Annotated in this window: 18 protein-coding genes and 1 tRNA gene; 15 read left to right on the forward strand and 4 right to left on the reverse strand. The window is 60.0% G+C overall.

Annotation, left to right across the window (positions count from 1 at the left end):
- Window positions 1–9 precede the first annotated feature (9 nt).
- Window positions 10–1,449, forward strand: coding sequence for a type II and III secretion system protein family protein (locus HKD28_RS11580; RefSeq protein ID WP_194268243.1), 1,440 nt, complete (start codon window positions 10–12; stop codon window positions 1,447–1,449).
- Entirely contained in the window at window positions 1,446–2,165 is a 720-nt protein-coding gene (locus tag HKD28_RS11585) for a hypothetical protein (protein ID WP_194268244.1), read from the forward strand. The genes HKD28_RS11580 and HKD28_RS11585 overlap by 4 nt, the downstream gene beginning before the upstream one ends.
- On the opposite strand, the gene HKD28_RS11590 is transcribed toward HKD28_RS11585, so the two are convergent.
- Window positions 2,126–2,971, reverse strand: coding sequence for a tetratricopeptide repeat protein (locus HKD28_RS11590; protein WP_194268245.1), 846 nt, complete (start codon window positions 2,969–2,971; stop codon window positions 2,126–2,128). The genes HKD28_RS11585 and HKD28_RS11590 overlap by 40 nt on opposite strands.
- Window positions 2,972–3,277: 306 nt before the next feature.
- On the opposite strand from HKD28_RS11590, the gene HKD28_RS11595 reads away from it, so the two are divergent.
- Entirely contained in the window at window positions 3,278–3,802 is a 525-nt protein-coding gene (locus HKD28_RS11595) for a hypothetical protein (RefSeq protein ID WP_194268246.1), read from the forward strand.
- 81 nt (window positions 3,803–3,883) lie between these two features.
- On the opposite strand, the gene HKD28_RS11600 is transcribed toward HKD28_RS11595, so the two are convergent.
- Complete coding sequence (locus HKD28_RS11600) at window positions 3,884–4,507, reverse strand: hypothetical protein (protein WP_194268247.1); 624 nt, start codon at window positions 4,505–4,507, stop codon at window positions 3,884–3,886.
- Between the two features lie 164 nt (window positions 4,508–4,671).
- On the opposite strand from HKD28_RS11600, the gene HKD28_RS11605 reads away from it, so the two are divergent.
- The 12 genes from HKD28_RS11605 to HKD28_RS11660 all read left to right on the forward strand — a co-directional run bounded on the left by HKD28_RS11605 (window position 4,672) and on the right by HKD28_RS11660 (window position 14,340).
- Complete coding sequence (locus tag HKD28_RS11605) at window positions 4,672–5,208, forward strand: hypothetical protein (RefSeq protein WP_194268248.1); 537 nt, start codon at window positions 4,672–4,674, stop codon at window positions 5,206–5,208.
- Between the two features lie 4 nt (window positions 5,209–5,212).
- Window positions 5,213–5,971 carry a type III secretion system inner membrane ring lipoprotein SctJ gene (gene sctJ / locus HKD28_RS11610; RefSeq protein WP_194262435.1) on the forward strand — a complete coding sequence of 253 codons (759 nt, stop codon included), beginning with the start codon at window positions 5,213–5,215 and terminating at the stop codon, window positions 5,969–5,971.
- A gap of 14 nt (window positions 5,972–5,985) precedes the next feature.
- On the forward strand, window positions 5,986–6,603 hold the full coding sequence (locus HKD28_RS11615) for a hypothetical protein (RefSeq protein ID WP_194268249.1): 618 nt from the start codon (window positions 5,986–5,988) through the stop codon (window positions 6,601–6,603).
- 16 nt (window positions 6,604–6,619) lie between these two features.
- Window positions 6,620–7,195 carry a hypothetical protein gene (locus HKD28_RS11620; RefSeq protein WP_194268250.1) on the forward strand — a complete coding sequence of 192 codons (576 nt, stop codon included), beginning with the start codon at window positions 6,620–6,622 and terminating at the stop codon, window positions 7,193–7,195.
- Complete coding sequence (locus tag HKD28_RS11625; protein WP_235993438.1) at window positions 7,188–8,906, forward strand: FliI/YscN family ATPase; 1,719 nt, start codon at window positions 7,188–7,190, stop codon at window positions 8,904–8,906. Before HKD28_RS11620 ends, HKD28_RS11625 begins: the two co-directional genes overlap by 8 nt.
- Window positions 8,882–9,427 carry a hypothetical protein gene (locus HKD28_RS11630; RefSeq protein WP_194268251.1) on the forward strand — a complete coding sequence of 182 codons (546 nt, stop codon included), beginning with the start codon at window positions 8,882–8,884 and terminating at the stop codon, window positions 9,425–9,427. The genes HKD28_RS11625 and HKD28_RS11630 overlap by 25 nt, the downstream gene beginning before the upstream one ends.
- Window positions 9,424–10,473: a FliM/FliN family flagellar motor switch protein gene (locus HKD28_RS11635; protein WP_194268252.1), complete on the forward strand. Its 1,050-nt coding sequence runs from the start codon at window positions 9,424–9,426 to the stop codon at window positions 10,471–10,473. Before HKD28_RS11630 ends, HKD28_RS11635 begins: the two co-directional genes overlap by 4 nt.
- Window positions 10,470–11,120 (forward strand): type III secretion system export apparatus subunit SctR, encoded by a 651-nt coding sequence (sctR, locus tag HKD28_RS11640; protein WP_062029803.1) that lies wholly within the window; start codon window positions 10,470–10,472, stop codon window positions 11,118–11,120. The genes HKD28_RS11635 and sctR overlap by 4 nt, the downstream gene beginning before the upstream one ends.
- A 38-nt stretch (window positions 11,121–11,158) precedes the next feature.
- Window positions 11,159–11,431, forward strand: coding sequence for an EscS/YscS/HrcS family type III secretion system export apparatus protein (locus HKD28_RS15930; protein ID WP_062029805.1), 273 nt, complete (start codon window positions 11,159–11,161; stop codon window positions 11,429–11,431).
- A gap of 3 nt (window positions 11,432–11,434) precedes the next feature.
- Window positions 11,435–12,241, forward strand: coding sequence for a type III secretion system export apparatus subunit SctT (gene sctT, locus HKD28_RS11650; RefSeq protein ID WP_194268253.1), 807 nt, complete (start codon window positions 11,435–11,437; stop codon window positions 12,239–12,241).
- The gene (locus tag HKD28_RS11655; protein WP_194268254.1) at window positions 12,238–13,281 is read left to right on the forward strand and encodes an EscU/YscU/HrcU family type III secretion system export apparatus switch protein; all 1,044 of its coding nucleotides are present in this window, start codon (window positions 12,238–12,240) and stop codon (window positions 13,279–13,281) included. The genes sctT and HKD28_RS11655 overlap by 4 nt, the downstream gene beginning before the upstream one ends.
- A 117-nt stretch (window positions 13,282–13,398) precedes the next feature.
- Window positions 13,399–14,340 carry a hypothetical protein gene (locus HKD28_RS11660; RefSeq protein WP_194268255.1) on the forward strand — a complete coding sequence of 314 codons (942 nt, stop codon included), beginning with the start codon at window positions 13,399–13,401 and terminating at the stop codon, window positions 14,338–14,340.
- Between the two features lie 115 nt (window positions 14,341–14,455).
- Here HKD28_RS11660 and HKD28_RS11665 read toward each other — a convergent pair whose 3' ends face one another.
- Window positions 14,456–15,703: a hypothetical protein gene (locus tag HKD28_RS11665; RefSeq protein ID WP_194268258.1), complete on the reverse strand. Its 1,248-nt coding sequence runs from the start codon at window positions 15,701–15,703 to the stop codon at window positions 14,456–14,458.
- Between the two features lie 180 nt (window positions 15,704–15,883).
- Window positions 15,884–15,960, reverse strand: a tRNA-Met gene (locus HKD28_RS11670).
- Window positions 15,961–15,994: the final 34 nt, after the last annotated feature.

Raw genomic sequence — 15,994 nt, forward strand, 5'->3', positions numbered from 1 at the left:
TTTTTCAGTATGATTTCAGGCCGTTCAACACACCGCACACGCTTCTGGCAGACCGCCCGCACAGGCGCATTGCAGGGATCTTTTCTGCTCATGGGCGCCGTATGCGTCGGAGTCATCCCGCAAGACGCAGTCGCCCAGGTGCAGCCCGCCCGGCATGGTGGGTCCATGACGCTGTCTGTCGGAGGAGCGCAGCTGATCCAACTTCCCCGCGCGGCTGGTAATGTCATGATTGCCGATCCGACGGTTATGGACGTGCAGTACACCGATAATGACGGCCTGTTCATCTTCGGCAAAAAGCCCGGCCATACGACACTTATCGTGCTGGACCAGAGCGGCCAGAAAATGATTTCCGGCGATGTGACGGTCACGTTCAACATGGACGCGATGCGCGCCATGATCGCCAAGGAAGGGGGCCGGAATGTTCAGGTGCAAATGTCGCCTGAAGGCGTCGTCCTGTCCGGCTCCGTTCCGGATGCTAAAGCCGCCGCACATCTGGAGGCTCTTGCCCGGCAATACGGCGGAAACGGCGCGAAACTGATCAACCGCCTGACCATCGGCGAGCCGGTTCAGGTCAATCTTGTGGTGCGCGTCGCGGAAGTGCAACGGCAGCTTTCGCAGGATCTAGGCTTTAACTGGACAACGGTTTTCAATGGTGTGGGCTCTTTCGCCATCGGTGCCGCAACGGGCGGACTGAGTGGTGTCCCCAGTGCGATCAAGGCCCTGTCGAGCGCAACAAATGCCCTTTCAGGGAGTTATACGAGCGGGAGTTCGTCGGTCACGGGCACACTGGACGCCATGGCGACGGAGGGGCTTGCGACCATGCTGGCAGAACCCAACCTCACCACCATGTCGGGCGAGACAGCCAAGTTCCTGTCCGGCGGGCAGTTCCCCGTTCCGATCCCGCAGGGTCTGGGCACTGTCGGGATTACCTACAAAAATTATGGCGTCAGCGTCGATTTCACGCCAACGGTCCTGTCTGACGGCACCATCAGCATGCATGTCGCACCGGAAGTCAGTTCCGTTTCCACGGAAGCGTCGGAAGGGGCGTATTCCATTTCCGGCAGCAGCGTCGTTCCCGCCATCCGCACCAACCGGGCTGATACGACCATTCAGCTTGCATCGGGTCAGAGTTTTGCCATTGGTGGGCTGATTTCAAACGATGCCAGCAATACCATCTCCAAGGTGCCGGGGCTGGCGGATATTCCGGTACTTGGATCGCTGTTTCGCTCCACGTCGTTCCAGCGCAACGAGAGCGAACTGCTGATCGTCGTCACGGCCTATATCGTTCACCCGTCCGATCGTGTCCCGGCGCTGCCGACCGACTATATCCGTCCGACATCCGCCATCGAGGCGCTGCTGCTCCGACGCTCGGCGGCCGCCGCAATAGATGCGCCCGATCCCACACGCATGCCCCATCTTCAGGGTGCGGCCGGGTTTCTTTACGAATGAGACACGCGCTCCTCGCCCTTCTCGCACTGTCGCTGACCGGATGCACCTTCAGCGGCACCCGTTCGTCCGGCCCTCCACCGCCGCTTCTTCTGGGCGTCAACCAGCATCGCATTCCTCTTGATTCCGCCAACGCAGACCGTGCGCTCGATGCCGCGCTCACCAAACTGGGCGATCCGCGCGCCGTCCACGCCACGATCAACGGTGCAAATCCGCAGATTACGGCTCTCGTGACGCACGCACTCGTCCGTGCCGGTGTGGAACCGGCGCGGATCCGCGTGGTCCACGATGCGTCCGACACACTCGTCCTCAGGGCGTATGTCGTAGCCCAACCCGATTGTCGTCAGGCCATCCGACCGACCTGGACGGGAGACACATCCGACAGCCTTTATCCCCTTGGACAGTGTCTTCAGGCGGCAGCACTCGCCGCGGAAATCGCCAATCCGGGAGATCTGCTGGAGCCCGCCCATCTGCAACCGGCGAATGGCGCGCGGTTTGGGCGCGTTGTGGAATTGTGGGAAGCGGGGATGGATCGCACTTCGCAGAACAGAACGCCTGCGACGTCGAATTTCCCGTCCGCCGTCGGTGGTGGAAGCACGGGGGGAGCCAGTTCGTCTGCGACGACTGGAAGCGACACCCCGGCAACATCCACAAACACCACGACGCAGACTGATGCGTCTCAGTCTCCCGCAGCGGACGAGGCGGCGTCCACGCCCTGAGCGGCGTGCAGGAGCGTATAGAACCGCATATTCTGCTGGATCTGTTCGCTGCTGAGGGCCGCTGAGCGTGCGGATTGCCGCGCATCCGATAATTTGCCCTCAAGAGCATACACAATCGCCAGATTTCCATCGATCGTGGAAAGCGAGGCCGCCGAAGCCCCGCGCTCCACGGCCTGCGTCCGCAGGGCCAGAAGCTCGGTCAGCGCCTGATGAGGCTGCCCTCCAAGGGCTTCCGAAAGGGCAAGATCATTGGCGGCGGCGATATTGTTCGGGTCGATCCGCAGCGCATCGCGATAACTCTGGCGCGCGCCCTGTGCATCTCCGGAAATTTCATAGGAAATTCCCAGCGCCACACGCAAAGGAGCGGAATTGGGGTTCTGCTGGATCACGGGGAGGAGAACCCCGATCGCTTCCTGTGACCGCTGTGCGGTATTGAGCAACTGGGCAAGCAGCAACGCAAGACGCACACGCTCGGCAGACGTTGCGTTGGCTTCGGCACCCTGAATGGCTTCGATCGCCTCGTTCGTGCGCCCCTGATGCATGAGCGCTTCGGCATAAGGCCCGACATAATTCGGCTGTCCGGGGCGCAGTGCAACGGCTCGGCCATAAAAAGCGGCCGCGGTGGTCCAGTCTCCGCGTGCGCGCGCACTGTCGCCGACTTTCATCATGGTTTCGGGGTTGCGAGCCGCCTGCCGCTCCCGCGCGACATCCTGTGCGTTATGTGAAGCGTTTGAGACACAGCCGGCAAGAGGCACCGCCAGCGTGAAAGCAAGGACCACAGCACGTGACGGAAAAGAAATCCGCATGAAAAAACTTTCGTAACGAAGCGCAGAACAGATCTGAGGGGCGCAACCTATCAATCTTATCCGGCGCTGACGATTTCAGACGGCCTTCTGAAATATGGATTTTTTTGACAGAGCCCAAAAGCCTGATTTTCATCAGATTATTATGGTTCCGTGAAACCGGAACAGGGCTTTGTAAATATCAAAACCAGATCAGGATAAAGACAGACTGCTCTCTTACAGAATGAAAGCACGCCGATTTGCCCCGCTTTCCCGGTCTTTCAGCATTTCGGTGATGAGCGCAATATTAAGTTATGGAGAGAGCCAGAGATGCCCGGTAGAATCGGATCCAGTGAAATTGAGCCGCATACGCCTGTAACCCACGCGGGCGGCAGCACCTCCACCCCGCAGAGCGAAATTACGGGTTTCAACGAGACCCTTCACAACACGGCGCCGAGACCCACCAGCTCCGTTTATTCGCAGGATTCGGGAATGCATCCCGCGTCGATAGCGTCTGAACATGCGCCGACTACGCACACCCCTCATACTGAAACCGAGACTGTCACCGCAGAACCGAAAGCAAAGCCTGCCAAGTCCAAAAGCGACCAGGCAAAAGATTTCGGTGATAAATTTGACAAGATCCTGAAGCCTCTCACCGTCACGCTGGGCTCTACTGCACAGATTGCCAGCCTGATTTCTTTCGGCCAGGCTCAGGAAGCCAAGAACAAGGACTCTTCCAGCAGTTCCAGCGCAAAGGACACGGCAACGAGCGGCGACGCTTCGGGCACCGATGCTTCCGGCACGACCGGACAGCTGCCGGATCTGGCCCCCATTCCCTCGCAGCAGACGTCCTGAAACCTGCGCGCACTTCTCTTCCCGGTCATAATTTCTGACCGGGAAGAGTTTTTATATCCGTTCGTCAAAAAACGTCCCGATCTATTTCGAGACTTCCTGAACGGCACTTCCCCGGAAAATTCTGACAGTCCGATGGCCTGCACTTGGTCCGCTGAGCGACTGGATCATCTGGCTGATGCGATCTCGTAGATCGGGCGGCCCGAAGACACTGACGGAACGCCCGCGATCATCGGTGTGGACCGAATAATGGGGCTCGAGCATTTTCTTCGCATCCACAGCGCGCATCAATGCCGCATAAGACACACCACCCAGCGGAAAAGACTGTGTGGTCGTCGCGGATGATGGCGTGACGTGCAGCGTATTGCCGTCATAGTACCAGTCCAGCCTGTATTCGGTAGACAGCGCATTCAGGAATGCCAGCGGCGTCTCGGCGGTAAAACCGGAGCGTACATTCCCCTGAATGGATGGGTCCACGACGACACGCAGATTCACGTCTTCACAGAACTGGGTCAGGACGTCGGGCAAAGTCTGATGGATGACCGTATAGCGTCCCTGATCGGGTAGCGGGAGCGGCTCGGCCCGGACGCTATGCGGCAGTGCCAGCACAACAGAGCCCAACACCACAGAGCCCCGCAGAACGCCGGAGAGAAATCGCCGGTGTAGCGTCGCCGTCTTTTCTGAACTGCAATTGGAGTTCTGCTTCATCTGTTCTTCTATAGACCGCGCGCAGAGGCCCGACAATTCTTGCCGAACGCCTGAAGACACTTTCGAACAGCCCGTTTGAAGGTCAGGTTCAGATCAGCTTTCGTCCCTAGGCTTGATCCCGATAGGTCCGGGCCTGTTGCAGGAAATTGTTCGGGGTCGCAGGTATGACAGGCATTACGGGATTGGATGCGACAGCGCTGGCCCAGCGCTCCCTCACCGACCAGACAAGCGGCATGGCCGCAGGGGTGCCTGCGCCCGGCGACGATCAGATTGCCTTCCTGCAAAGCACACCTGCCCGCCAGACATACGAGACACAGCCCCTCTCCACGACAGACACACTGGGTGATCAGATCCTGTCCGGACTGGGGCGGATCAGCAGCGCTTTTTCGACGCTCAATACGCTGGCCCCGACTGTTATTCCGACGACAGGGACGGAACATCTGGCTCTCCCGCAGGGCAGCGTCGGAACAGCGGAACTTTCAGGCGCGTCCAATGTCGCTTCCGCAAGCAAGGCGGATGGAAAGACCGCCCCTCTGAACAGTCTGTTCGAGAAAGTCGAGCAGGAGGGGATTGCGATGTATAACGAGGCCCTGACGCGACAGATGGCATTCACCAACTCCGAATTCGAAACCCATATCATCACCGTGTCGTCACAGAACATGACCTCCACGCTGAAGAGCCTCCTCACACAGGGAGGCTGAGACCATGTTCCGTATCCGACGTCTGTTTCTCACCTTTCCCGCCCTGCTCCTTCTCCTCTCCCTCACTGCGTGTCAGACGGTGCTCTACACTGAGCTTTCGGAACGTGATGCGATGGAGATGATCGCCATCCTTCTGCAGCACGGGATTTCCGCCACCCGTCTGATCGCCAAGGACGGCAGTTCCACTGTGGAAGTGTCGGAACGGCATGTGGCGGATGCCGTCTCCATCCTGCGCAGCAGTCATTATCCCCGCAACGGATATGACAGCATGGACAAGATCTTCCAGCAGCAGGGCATGATCAGCACTCCCACGGCCGAGCGCGCCAAGCTGTATTACGGCATCAGTCAGGAGCTTGGGCACACGCTCAATGACATTGATGGCGTGATTGATGCGCGTGTTCATATCGCGCCTGCCGCGAGCGATCCGGTGACGGGTGTGGACAAACCGGCCACAGCATCGGTCGTCATCCGGTACGATTCCGGAACGGCTGTGTCGGGACTGCTCCCCAAGATCAAGCTGATGGTTGCCAATGCCGTTCAGGATCTGGCCTATGACCGGGTGTCCGTCATTCTTCTGCCGGTCGCGGTTCCCCATCTTCCGTCGGTTCAGACGGAATGGATGAGTCCGCTCGGCTGGACCGGGTGGTTTTTCGCTTTCGCCTTCCCTGCCGGATATGGCGCCAGTCTCCTGTGGCGGCGCTTTCGCAGGAAACCGGTGCCGACCACGACGGAACTGGCCATCGTGCCGCGTGAGGCTGCGTGACCGTAGCCCACAGCATGAGCGCATCTTCCGGGTCAGACTACAGTCAGATGCTGGCGAGTATCCATCCGTCCCATCTGCAACTGCGCCTGCCGATGCTGCACCGTGACACGGTTCAGAAACTCCAGATCTGTTCGAGACTGTCTGACCGTCTGATTGAATTGCTGGATTGTGAGGGACTGCCACCGACCCAAGCTCCACAAGGCCCGCTAGAAGCACTGGCGCTTCAGCCAGAGGATCGTCTGCAGAGCGCAGGACGTCGTATGGGCGCCGTCGTTCACTGGCGCAGTCTGGCCAAACAGGTGGACCGTCAGGCGATTACGGCCCTTGATGCCACATTGGGCGAAGACGTCAGGCTGTTTGGCATCCGCAACGGGGCTCACTGGGCGCAGGCCGGTCTGTCAATCCCGTCCGCAGGAACACCGACCGAACCCGACACGGACCTTCCCGGCCTTGCCAGAGCCGTCACCGACTGCGGCTGGTCCTGTCTGATCCGTTGGCGCGACAGTCTGGCTGGAGATTACGGGCGTCTCGCTACGCTAAAACTGCCCGCAAGGACTCTTCTGCCCGCAGCCTCCAGCGCGTACGACCCGATCATCCTGAAGGTCGCGGAAGGGATTGCCGCGCATGTCTGAACGGATGTTTTCGCGAATGCGACCTTCCACGACGGTCTTGCGCCCTGAAGACATGAGCGCCTGGTGCGACGCGTCTCTGGTCTATGACACCGCTATCCGAAACGCCACGATGCTGCTTTCCGCCACACGGAACGCCTATGATGCGGAATGTCGGCGTGGTTATCAGACCGGCCATGACAAAGCCTCAGCAGAAATGGCGCGTCGTCTTCTCGTGACCGATGAAGCGGTCGCAAAAGTGCTTCGGGATCTGGAAACGAGCCTTCCGGCCATTGTGACGGACGTCGTGACGGATCTGTTCGGGCGGCTTGATATCGGGAGCGCTCTTCCGGCTGCTATCAGACATACGCTGGGGAAAATCCGGCATGGCACGCTCGCGACGCTGCGGGTGGCGTCCGACTGTGCTGACATCCTGCGCCCGGTCGTGGAAGACCTGACGGTCCATAATCCCGCCCTGCGTCTTGAGATCGACCCGATGCTGTCGCCCGGACGGTGTGTGCTGGAGAGCGAACTGGGCGTGGCGGAACTGGGCGTGGACGCCCAGCTTGCCGTGCTACGGGAGCATCTCAGCGCACAATGGATGCAGCATGACTGACATCCCGCTCACGCCGTCTTCTCAGGCTCCGGATGACACGGTTTCCGCGGACGGGATCATGGAGGCCGCGCATCCGGCTGTGTCTCTCGCCAGTGCGCTGGAAGCGGATTTCGTCCGCCTGCACATGTTTCAGCAGACGGATAGAACGCTGCCGGAGCAGGACCTGCCCCCGGAAGACGCGGAGCAGCCCGTTTCTCGTCCCGATCCCGAAGCACAAAACGCCCGGGCCGATCAGTCCGGAGCGTCTCTCATCAAACGCGATCCGGCTTCTGAAAACCCGGAACCGGAAGACATGTCTCGTCTTTCCGGCGCGCCCGTGACGGAGGACCGGCAGGCTGATCCTCTGCCCCGGATGCAGATGAGCCGCGATCCGTCGCAGACGGCGGATCATGTTATCGCGCGGATGAAAACCCTCCTGCCCATGTTGCGCTCACGGGCGGCGGGAATCGACACACATCCGATGCAGGGGCGCGTCGTGAGCGCCACTGGAACCATTATCCGCGCCATTCTGCCAAATGTGGCCGTGGGCGATCTGTGCCGGTTGCAGAACCGCGACCGCGACTGGTCTCTGGATGCCGAGGTGGTGGGGCTGGACGGAAACGAAGTCCTCATGACGCCAATGGGCGGCCTCGAAGGCGTCTCAGTGGACACGGAAGTTGTCACGACCGGAGGGCGACGCAGCTTCCCGGTCGGCGAACGGTTGCTGGGCCGGGTGCTTGATGCGCTTGGTACGCCGATTGATGGTCTGGGATCACTGCCAGCCGGACCATCACGCTCTGTCTATGCTGCACCGCCTCCCGCGATGGAACGTCAGCCTATCGACCGACCGCTACCCGTCGGGCTGCGGGCTCTGGACGGCTTGCTAACCTGTGGCGAAGGGCAGCGGCTCGGGGTGTATGGCGAGGCCGGGGCGGGTAAATCCACGTTGATATCCGCCATCGTCAAGGGCAGTTCCGCCGATGTCGCGGTCGTGGCGCTGGTGGGCGAACGTGGCCGCGAAGTGCGCGAGTTTGTTGAACATAATCTGGGGGCGGACGGGCTGAAAAATGCTGTCCTGATCGTCGCGACCTCCGACCGGCCCGCCGCCGAGCGTGTCGTCTGCGCGCAGGCCGCCACGACTGTCGCTGAATATTTCCGCGATCAGGGGCTGAAGGTCCTGCTGTTCGTGGACAATGTCACCCGTTACGCCCGCGCCCTGCGCGAGATCGGACTGGCTGCCGGGGAGCCGCCCACGCGGCGCGGTTTTCCCCCTTCGGTTTTCGCGGCCCTGCCCCAACTCATGGAACGCGCGGGCATGGGCGTGAGGGGGTCGATCACGGCATTTTATACCGTGCTGGTCGAGGACGGGATGGATGATCCGATTGCTGAAGAAACACGCGGCATTCTGGACGGCCACGTCATTCTGTCGCGCGCACTGGCAGCGGCGGGGCATTATCCGGCCATTGACGTCCTGACCAGCCGGTCGCGTGTGATGTCTCTCGTGACCGATCCTCGGCATCAGGCTGCGGCCACGAAAATCCGGAGCCTGTGGGCGAAATATCAGGAGATCGAATTTCTGTTGCAGGTCGGCGAATACAAGCCCGGCGGTGATGCACTGGCGGATGAAGCGATTGCCAAAATCGGCGCGCTGCGGGGTTTCCTGCGTCAGGGCAACGACGAGCGGACATCCTTTGCGGAGATGCTGGAATGGCTGAACCGTCTTTGCGCCTGAGCCCGCAGGCGGCGGGACAACTCGTGACGCTGCGCCAGTGCCGTGCCGCAGAGGCGCGCCAGCTTCTGTCGGCGGCAACGTCGCAGGCCGATCAACGTCTGGCTCGTCTCAACCACGCCAGCCAGATCCTGTCCGACCATCAAGCACACCAGCTTGGGGTTCAGGCGGAGATCGCCGCACGCGCGCAGAATGCGCCGGTCAGCGCCGTGCTCCTGCGTCGGGATCATGAGCATATCGAAGAGCTCGCCCGTCACGAAGAACGCCTGAAAGACGGGATCGCCCAAGCGGAACGGGACGTCGAAAAAGCCCGGCAGCTCGCTGCCGCGACCCGTCGTCTGCTGATGCAGTACGAACAGCGCGAGAAACAGGCGCGCGACCTGCTGGAGCGCGTTCTGACAGAACGCCGCACGGCGCAGGAACGGCGTGAGGAGCAGGACATCGCAGAGCTCGCCATGATGCGTCAGAACAGCGGACGGCTTACTCGCCAACGCGATACGGCATCGCGGTTCAGCGTTCCATGACGCTGTCTCTGCCGCGCGCGATACATCGCCTCACGCCGAGGCCGCTAGGCTATGACGCTTTGGCGGCAGGTCTGCTCGGGCGGCAAGATTTTGCGCTGTCTGTAGGCGAAGAGCGACTTTCGGTACGCTTTACGCCGCCGATCCTCTTACCAGCACAGTGGAGTGCGATCTGTTTTCGGATCGATGATAGGGAGGGGCAATGTGTTCTCCCTCACGAGATCCTTCAGAGGCTGGTTTCGCTGGCGGAGCCCAAGCCTCGCGGCCCGATGGAAGCGCCGGCAGCCCTGCTGCTTCTGGAACTTTTGCTGGATCAGGGCCTGACGACGCTGGAGGCAGCGATAAATGCGCCGATCCGGTTCACGCAGATCGAACCGGCGCAGCAGGACACGTCCCACAGGCCCAAGTTTGTCGAGATCGGGTTTGAGGCCCGTTTTGATACAACGGGCAGCTTTTGCGGACTGCTTCGTCTGCCTCCGGCATTAATGCCTGTGCTGCACCGTCTCGCACCGTCTCTTGTGCGCCGGTTTCCCGATCCGCCGGTGATGCTGTCGCTGAGAGTTGGCAGCGTTCTGATTTCGCCCGAAGACCTCATGGCGCTCGGCCCCGGTTTCGGGCTGGTCCTCGGGACGGCAGCGCAAGTCCGACATGTGATTGTTGCGGGCGAGATGCTGGGCGCAGCGGTCCGGCATGACGGCAGCAGGATTGTCTTTGAGGGCGCGTTTGTGCCTCTCGCCCGGATTTGGCCAGCAGATTGGAACAGCATGACTGAAACACCCCCGTCCTCCGTGAGCGAACCGCACCAGCCCACAACAGTCGAAGCCTCCGCCATCGAACAGCTTCAGATCCCCCTGACCTTCGAACTGGCGCGGATGCCGGTCTCGTTGGCCGAACTGAGGACGATCGGAGAAGGACATGTGATTGATATCGGCGCGCTCACGGAGCGTTCCGTGTCGATCATGGCCAATGGCCGCCGCATTGGCGAAGGCGAACTCGTGGATCTCGGGTCCTCCGTTGCCATCCGGGTAACGCGGATCATCACCGCATGATCGGCTCGACCAATCTCGTCACGGCCCTTGTCCTGACCCTTGGGTTCGGCGTCCTGATCCTCGCGGTCATCACCACCACGTCGTTCGTGAAAATCTCGGTCGTCCTGTTCCTGCTGCGCACCGCGCTCGGCATCCAGCAGTCTCCGCCGAATATCGTGCTCTATGCGATTTCGCTGATCCTCACGCTCTTCATTTCCGCGCCTCTCGGCCACGACATCTACAAAGCGGCCATGGAGAGCGACCAGAAATACGAGACGCTGACGGATTATGTGGATGCCTATGAACGCGTGCAGGCCCCCGTTGCCCAGCATCTGCTCCGCTTCACACAGGCGCCCGAGCGCAATTTCTTCATGAACGCCACCCAGCGCCTGTGGCCCGAGGACATGCGCGACAGCCTGACGCCGGAATCGCTCCCGATCCTTCTCCCGTCCTTCCTGACGGGAGAACTCAAACGCGCGTTTGAAATCGGCTTCCTGATCTATCTGCCGTTCATCACCATTGACCTCGTCGTCACCACGATCCTGATCGCGATGGGCCTGTCCCAGGTGCAGCCCAACACGATTTCGGTTCCGCTCAAGTTGCTGCTGTTCGTTCTGGCCAGCGGCTGGACACGCCTGCTGCACGGGCTGGTAATGAGCTATGCGTAGGCCCTCGCGGCGCGCACATCTGCGGGAGAACACCGCCTGTGGATGATGCGGCCCTCACACAGGAACTCTCTTCCGCGCTTTTCCTGTTCGCCTCGATCGCGGGGCCACCGCTGGCCATTGCGCTGGTGGTCGGGCTTCTGATCGGGCTTCTGCAGGCCGTAACGCAGCTTCAGGACCAGACAATGCCGCTGACCTTCAAGGTCGTCGCAGTCTGCGCGACGCTGGTGCTTATGGCCTCGACGCTCTTCCCGCCTCTGCTGGCCTTTACCGAACACGTCCTGACCGATTTTCCGGCCATGACGCGCTTCTGAGCCGTGCCTGCCACTGACGCCCTTGTTGTTCTGCAACAGATGATGCCCTGGTTGAGCGCCATCGCGCTGGCGATGAGCCGCCCGGCGGGGGCGGCCATCGTGTTGCCGGTCTTTACACGCATGCAGCTTGGCGGCCCCATCACGGGGGCTATTGCCTTCGCGCTCGCTATTCCCGCAACCCCCATGATCCATGCCGGACTGCTCACCAATCCCCGCTCCCTGATGGCGCTCGGTATGCTCGGGGCCAAGGAAATGGTGATCGGCGTCATCATCGGTTTGCTCATCGGTCTGCCGATCTGGGGCGTGCAGTGCGCGGGCGAACTGCTCGACACCCAGCGTAGCGCAACGCAGGGTCAGGCTGAAGATCCGGGAAGTGGCAATCAGGAGTCCACAACCGCCGGGTTTTTTGCCCTTGCCGTCACGACGCTGTTTGTCCTGTCAGGGGGGCTCAATCTTCTGGCCGCTACGCTGTTGTCGTCCGAAACGCTCTGGCCTCCGCTCGCTCTGGCGCTAGCGCCGCAGCCGGGGTTCGGCCTGCTCCTGCTGGGTCTGCTTGACCGGCTGGAAACCGTGAGCCTTTCAATCGGCGCTCCCGTCATGCTGGCGATGCTGCTGTGTGAGGCGAGCGTTATTCTCCTGATGCGCGCCATCCCGAAACTGCATCTCTATGATCTCGCCCCGAACCTGCGCAATCTGGTCTTCATCCTGATGATGTTCGGCTACTGCGCGTGGCTCGTGTCATACATGAGGCATGATCTTGTCGCCTCGCGGGATGTTCTTGGCACTATGCACCAACTGCTGAAGCCATGAGCGGTAGCAGCAGCGAGGAAAAATCGCTCCCGGCTTCTGCCAAGAAGCTCGCGGATGAACGTCGCAAAGGCCATATCGCCAAGGCTCCGGATCTTCAGTCCGGAGTGGTGACCATCATCCTGATCGGCTGGCTTCTGCTGCGGCGAAACGCGATTGCCATCCATCTGCAAGCGATGATGGATGCGGTCGGGAACGCGCTTACGATGGATTTCAGATCCGGGATCGCAAGCGTGGGTCAGGCCCTCAGGACCATCTGCCTCGAAGATGCTCTGACCCCTCTCGCTCTGGCCGTCGTCACGGGCATTCTCGTCAGGCTGCTGACCAATGGCGGGTTTGTTTTCGCACTCGATCCTGTGATGCCGAAATTCGAGAAGATCAATCCGGTTTCAGGCTTCGCAAACCTCTTCAAGGCTCGGACTTTCGTGGATCTGGGCATGTCTCTGGTCAAGGTTCTGTTTTTCGGCGGAACACTGGCGCTGATTATTCATGGTGCGATTGGCGGCCTCGTCCGTGTGCCCGAAGCCGGGATTACCGAACTGCCCCGCATTCTCTTCACGCTGCTGATGCCGATCTTCGGTGCAGCCTGTGTCTTTTACATGGTTGCCGGCGTGATCGACCTGCTGATCCAGCGGCAGATGTTCCTCAAGGAGATGCGCATGACGCCCACCGAGGCGAAGAACGAACGCAAGGACAGCCAAGGCAATCCGCTCATCAAGCGCCAACAGCGTCGCCTCCAAAGTCAGGCCCGTCGCAACACCGCGCCGCTTGGTCCGAAGCAGGCCAGCGTCATGATTTGTGGAAACGCTGTTGCCATCGGCCTGCGCTATCAACCGCCGCAGACGCCTCTTCCGCGCATTGTCTGCAGGGCGCATGGAGAACAGGCGGAGATCTATCGCACGATCGCTCAGGAGAGCCGCATTCCTGTCGTCTGGGACTATGAACTTGCGCGAAACCTTGCGGAAAAATTCAAACCCGGAACAACAATCACGCCTGAATTTTTCCAGCCGGTTGCGCGTATTCTTCAGAACCTTCCCTCGTAATGTCGTCAGGGCTCAAATCAGGCTGACGTCAGCTTCGCATCGTAAACAGACTGTGCAGAAAAACGCGGCCATGAATCCGTTTGCCATGCCCGCTTTCAGCCGCACGATGAGGACGACATGAGCACTTCAATCACGCCCGACACCCAGAGCCTGATTCAGGAACTGATGGCCGCAATACAGTCTGGAAGCCTGTCTTCCGGGACCGGAAGCACGACCGGCGCAGGCCAGAGCAGCGGGACCCAGAATTCGCAGGAAGAGGCCAAACTTGCGGAAGTCTTTCAGGAACTTATGGCTCTGTTGAAGCAGGGGAACCAGGAAGGCTCCACAAACCCCGGCTCCGATACGACAAGCCCGGCTATCTCTCCGGCTGCTGGCTCTTCCACCTCCGCAACACCGGCCGCAGGATCTACGTCGCCCACAACCCCGGCTTCGAGTGACGCGTCCAGCTCCGCTGCCGCAACGTCTGGCACGTCCAGCACCAATGCAGGAGACGGCCCCAACACGACCACCATCACAAATACCAGCAATCACGACGAAAAGATCGGTCAGTTTCTCAATGGCGGCTCCACGACCCAGCCCACAGCCGAGATCGACCTCAAACCCGGCCAGACCGGCACGCTGAAATACGAGAATGGCCAAGGCGGCTATGACGCCGAAGCAGACTCGTCCGGCAATTTCCAGTCCACCGCCAGCCGCCTCGAATTCTATGCGGATGCCAAGGGCGTCAATAACGACGATGTCAGCTATATCGACGGACGAAACGCCTCCATCAAGGTTTCTGACGGCAACGGCAAAACCGCAGGCGATAGCCAGAGCATTGCCAGCGACGCCCCTTCCAATGCCGTCACGAAAGACGCAGGCGGCCGCTCTACCGTAACCGGATGGTATGACGGCTCAACGCAGGGCATGAAAGACGGCGGAGCCTATATGGAGTCAAAGCTGGGCACCGGGAACGCCTATATCCATCCGGATGACGATCGTAACGCGACCAGTTCCAATCCGATGACTATGGCACAAGATACAAGCCAGCATTACACGGCGGACTTCGGAGACGCCTGATCCGGCATCAGACGAAACAGCCATGAACCGGGGCAATATTGCCCCGGTTCATGGCTTCTGCTTTCAGAACATCAAACCGGAACGCAACCAGAGTGGCGTAACACGGTCTCTCTACTCAGGCTTCGCCTGTATTTTTGTGCTGCTGCACAATTGGGTCGCCCTGGCCCATGCTGTAAAGATTATAGCCATAATCGGCTGTATCCAGACCAGTCATAAGTCCGTTGCCGACTTTTCCAGCAGCACTTTTGAGAATGTCGCCAATCGAAGATGCTCCCTTCTCCGCACTCTGCGTAACGCCTTCGGCCGTGCGGGCCGCTGCTTCCGCGCCATCCACTTCGGGCGCGATTTCGGGGACAAAGAGCAACGCCGCATCGCTGGCAACCCCTTCGAACATTCCACCAAGATCTTTCAGACCCTGACTTTTGTTTCCCTTGGCAAACTGGTCGATCATGCCGACACCATCCGTCAGCGGAGAGACCATAGAAGACAGGAAGTTGCCCATTCCCGTCTCAAATTTATCCCACCCTTTTGCGGCCTTCGTGCTGCCACGATCAATCGTACCTTCACCAAACTCCGCCTCGAAATTTGCAGCGTCTTTCTTGGAGACCTTGCCAGCTCCCATCTGCCCGATCTGGCTTCCCAGTGCCGCAGCATCCGCATCGGAGAATGCCCCGTCAGAACTGGCCGCCTCTTCGCCAGCAACTTCGAGATCCTGAGCCATGGCATTGCCATTCTTCTTGCTGGCATCCGTCGAAAACTGCTGGGCCAGAGAAGGATCTGTCTGCTCCAGATCAGACATGGCCTGCTGTGTCGCGGTCGACAAAGCACCACTTCCTGCCTGAAGGACCGTTTCTTTACCCGGACCGTCAGACGTCTTGGATTTGATACCCTTCACGATCTGGGCAATCGGGGATGTATCTTCAAGAAATTTGAGAATCGCATGACCGGCGCGGGTCTGGCCGCCCTTGATGTAGCTTCCCCCCAGAACCTCTTTCGCCTCGGCCCGCTCCTTCTTGCTGATCCGTCCGCCACCATTATTGTTTGCCAGTGACTGCGCACCGGAAATCGCCGCAATCGCCTGACTCTTGGTCAGATCGCCATCCTTGTAAGCCTGAAGCTCGTCCTCGACGAGACTGTTGCCGTTTCCGGACTCTCCGGCTGTCATGATCTTTGAAAACAGGGCCGGATCGCTCTGCTGAAGCGTATCCATTCCCTGTTCGAGATTTTCATTATAGGCAGCGTTTTTGTCGGCTTTCTTTCCCGTCTTGGTACTGTCCGCACCAGCCTGTTCCAGTTCAGTGCCAGCAACCTGCCCCCCGGATGCCGTGCCCCCTGCCGCAATCGACCCAATCAGCATATCCACACCCCATCAAGACAGAGAAAAATCATTCTGTCCCTGACGCTAAAAGCCGATGCTGACGTCAACCTGTCTGTACAGAGCCATACCAAATTTTGAGCTTGTTATTTCGCCATCCTACGGCCTTTTCCAGACAAGAAAAACCCCGCTAAGCCGTTGACTTAGCGGGGTTTCAGAAACTGTAAGTGGTTGCGGGGGCAGGATTTGAACCTGCGGCCTTCAGGTTATGAGCCTGACGAGCTACCGGGCTGCTCCACCCCGCGTGGGTATTGTGTGATGTTGGGGGATTGAGAGTTG

The sequence above is a fragment of the Gluconobacter cadivus genome, assembly GCF_015244745.1.
Classification (GTDB): domain Bacteria; phylum Pseudomonadota; class Alphaproteobacteria; order Acetobacterales; family Acetobacteraceae; genus Gluconobacter; species Gluconobacter cadivus.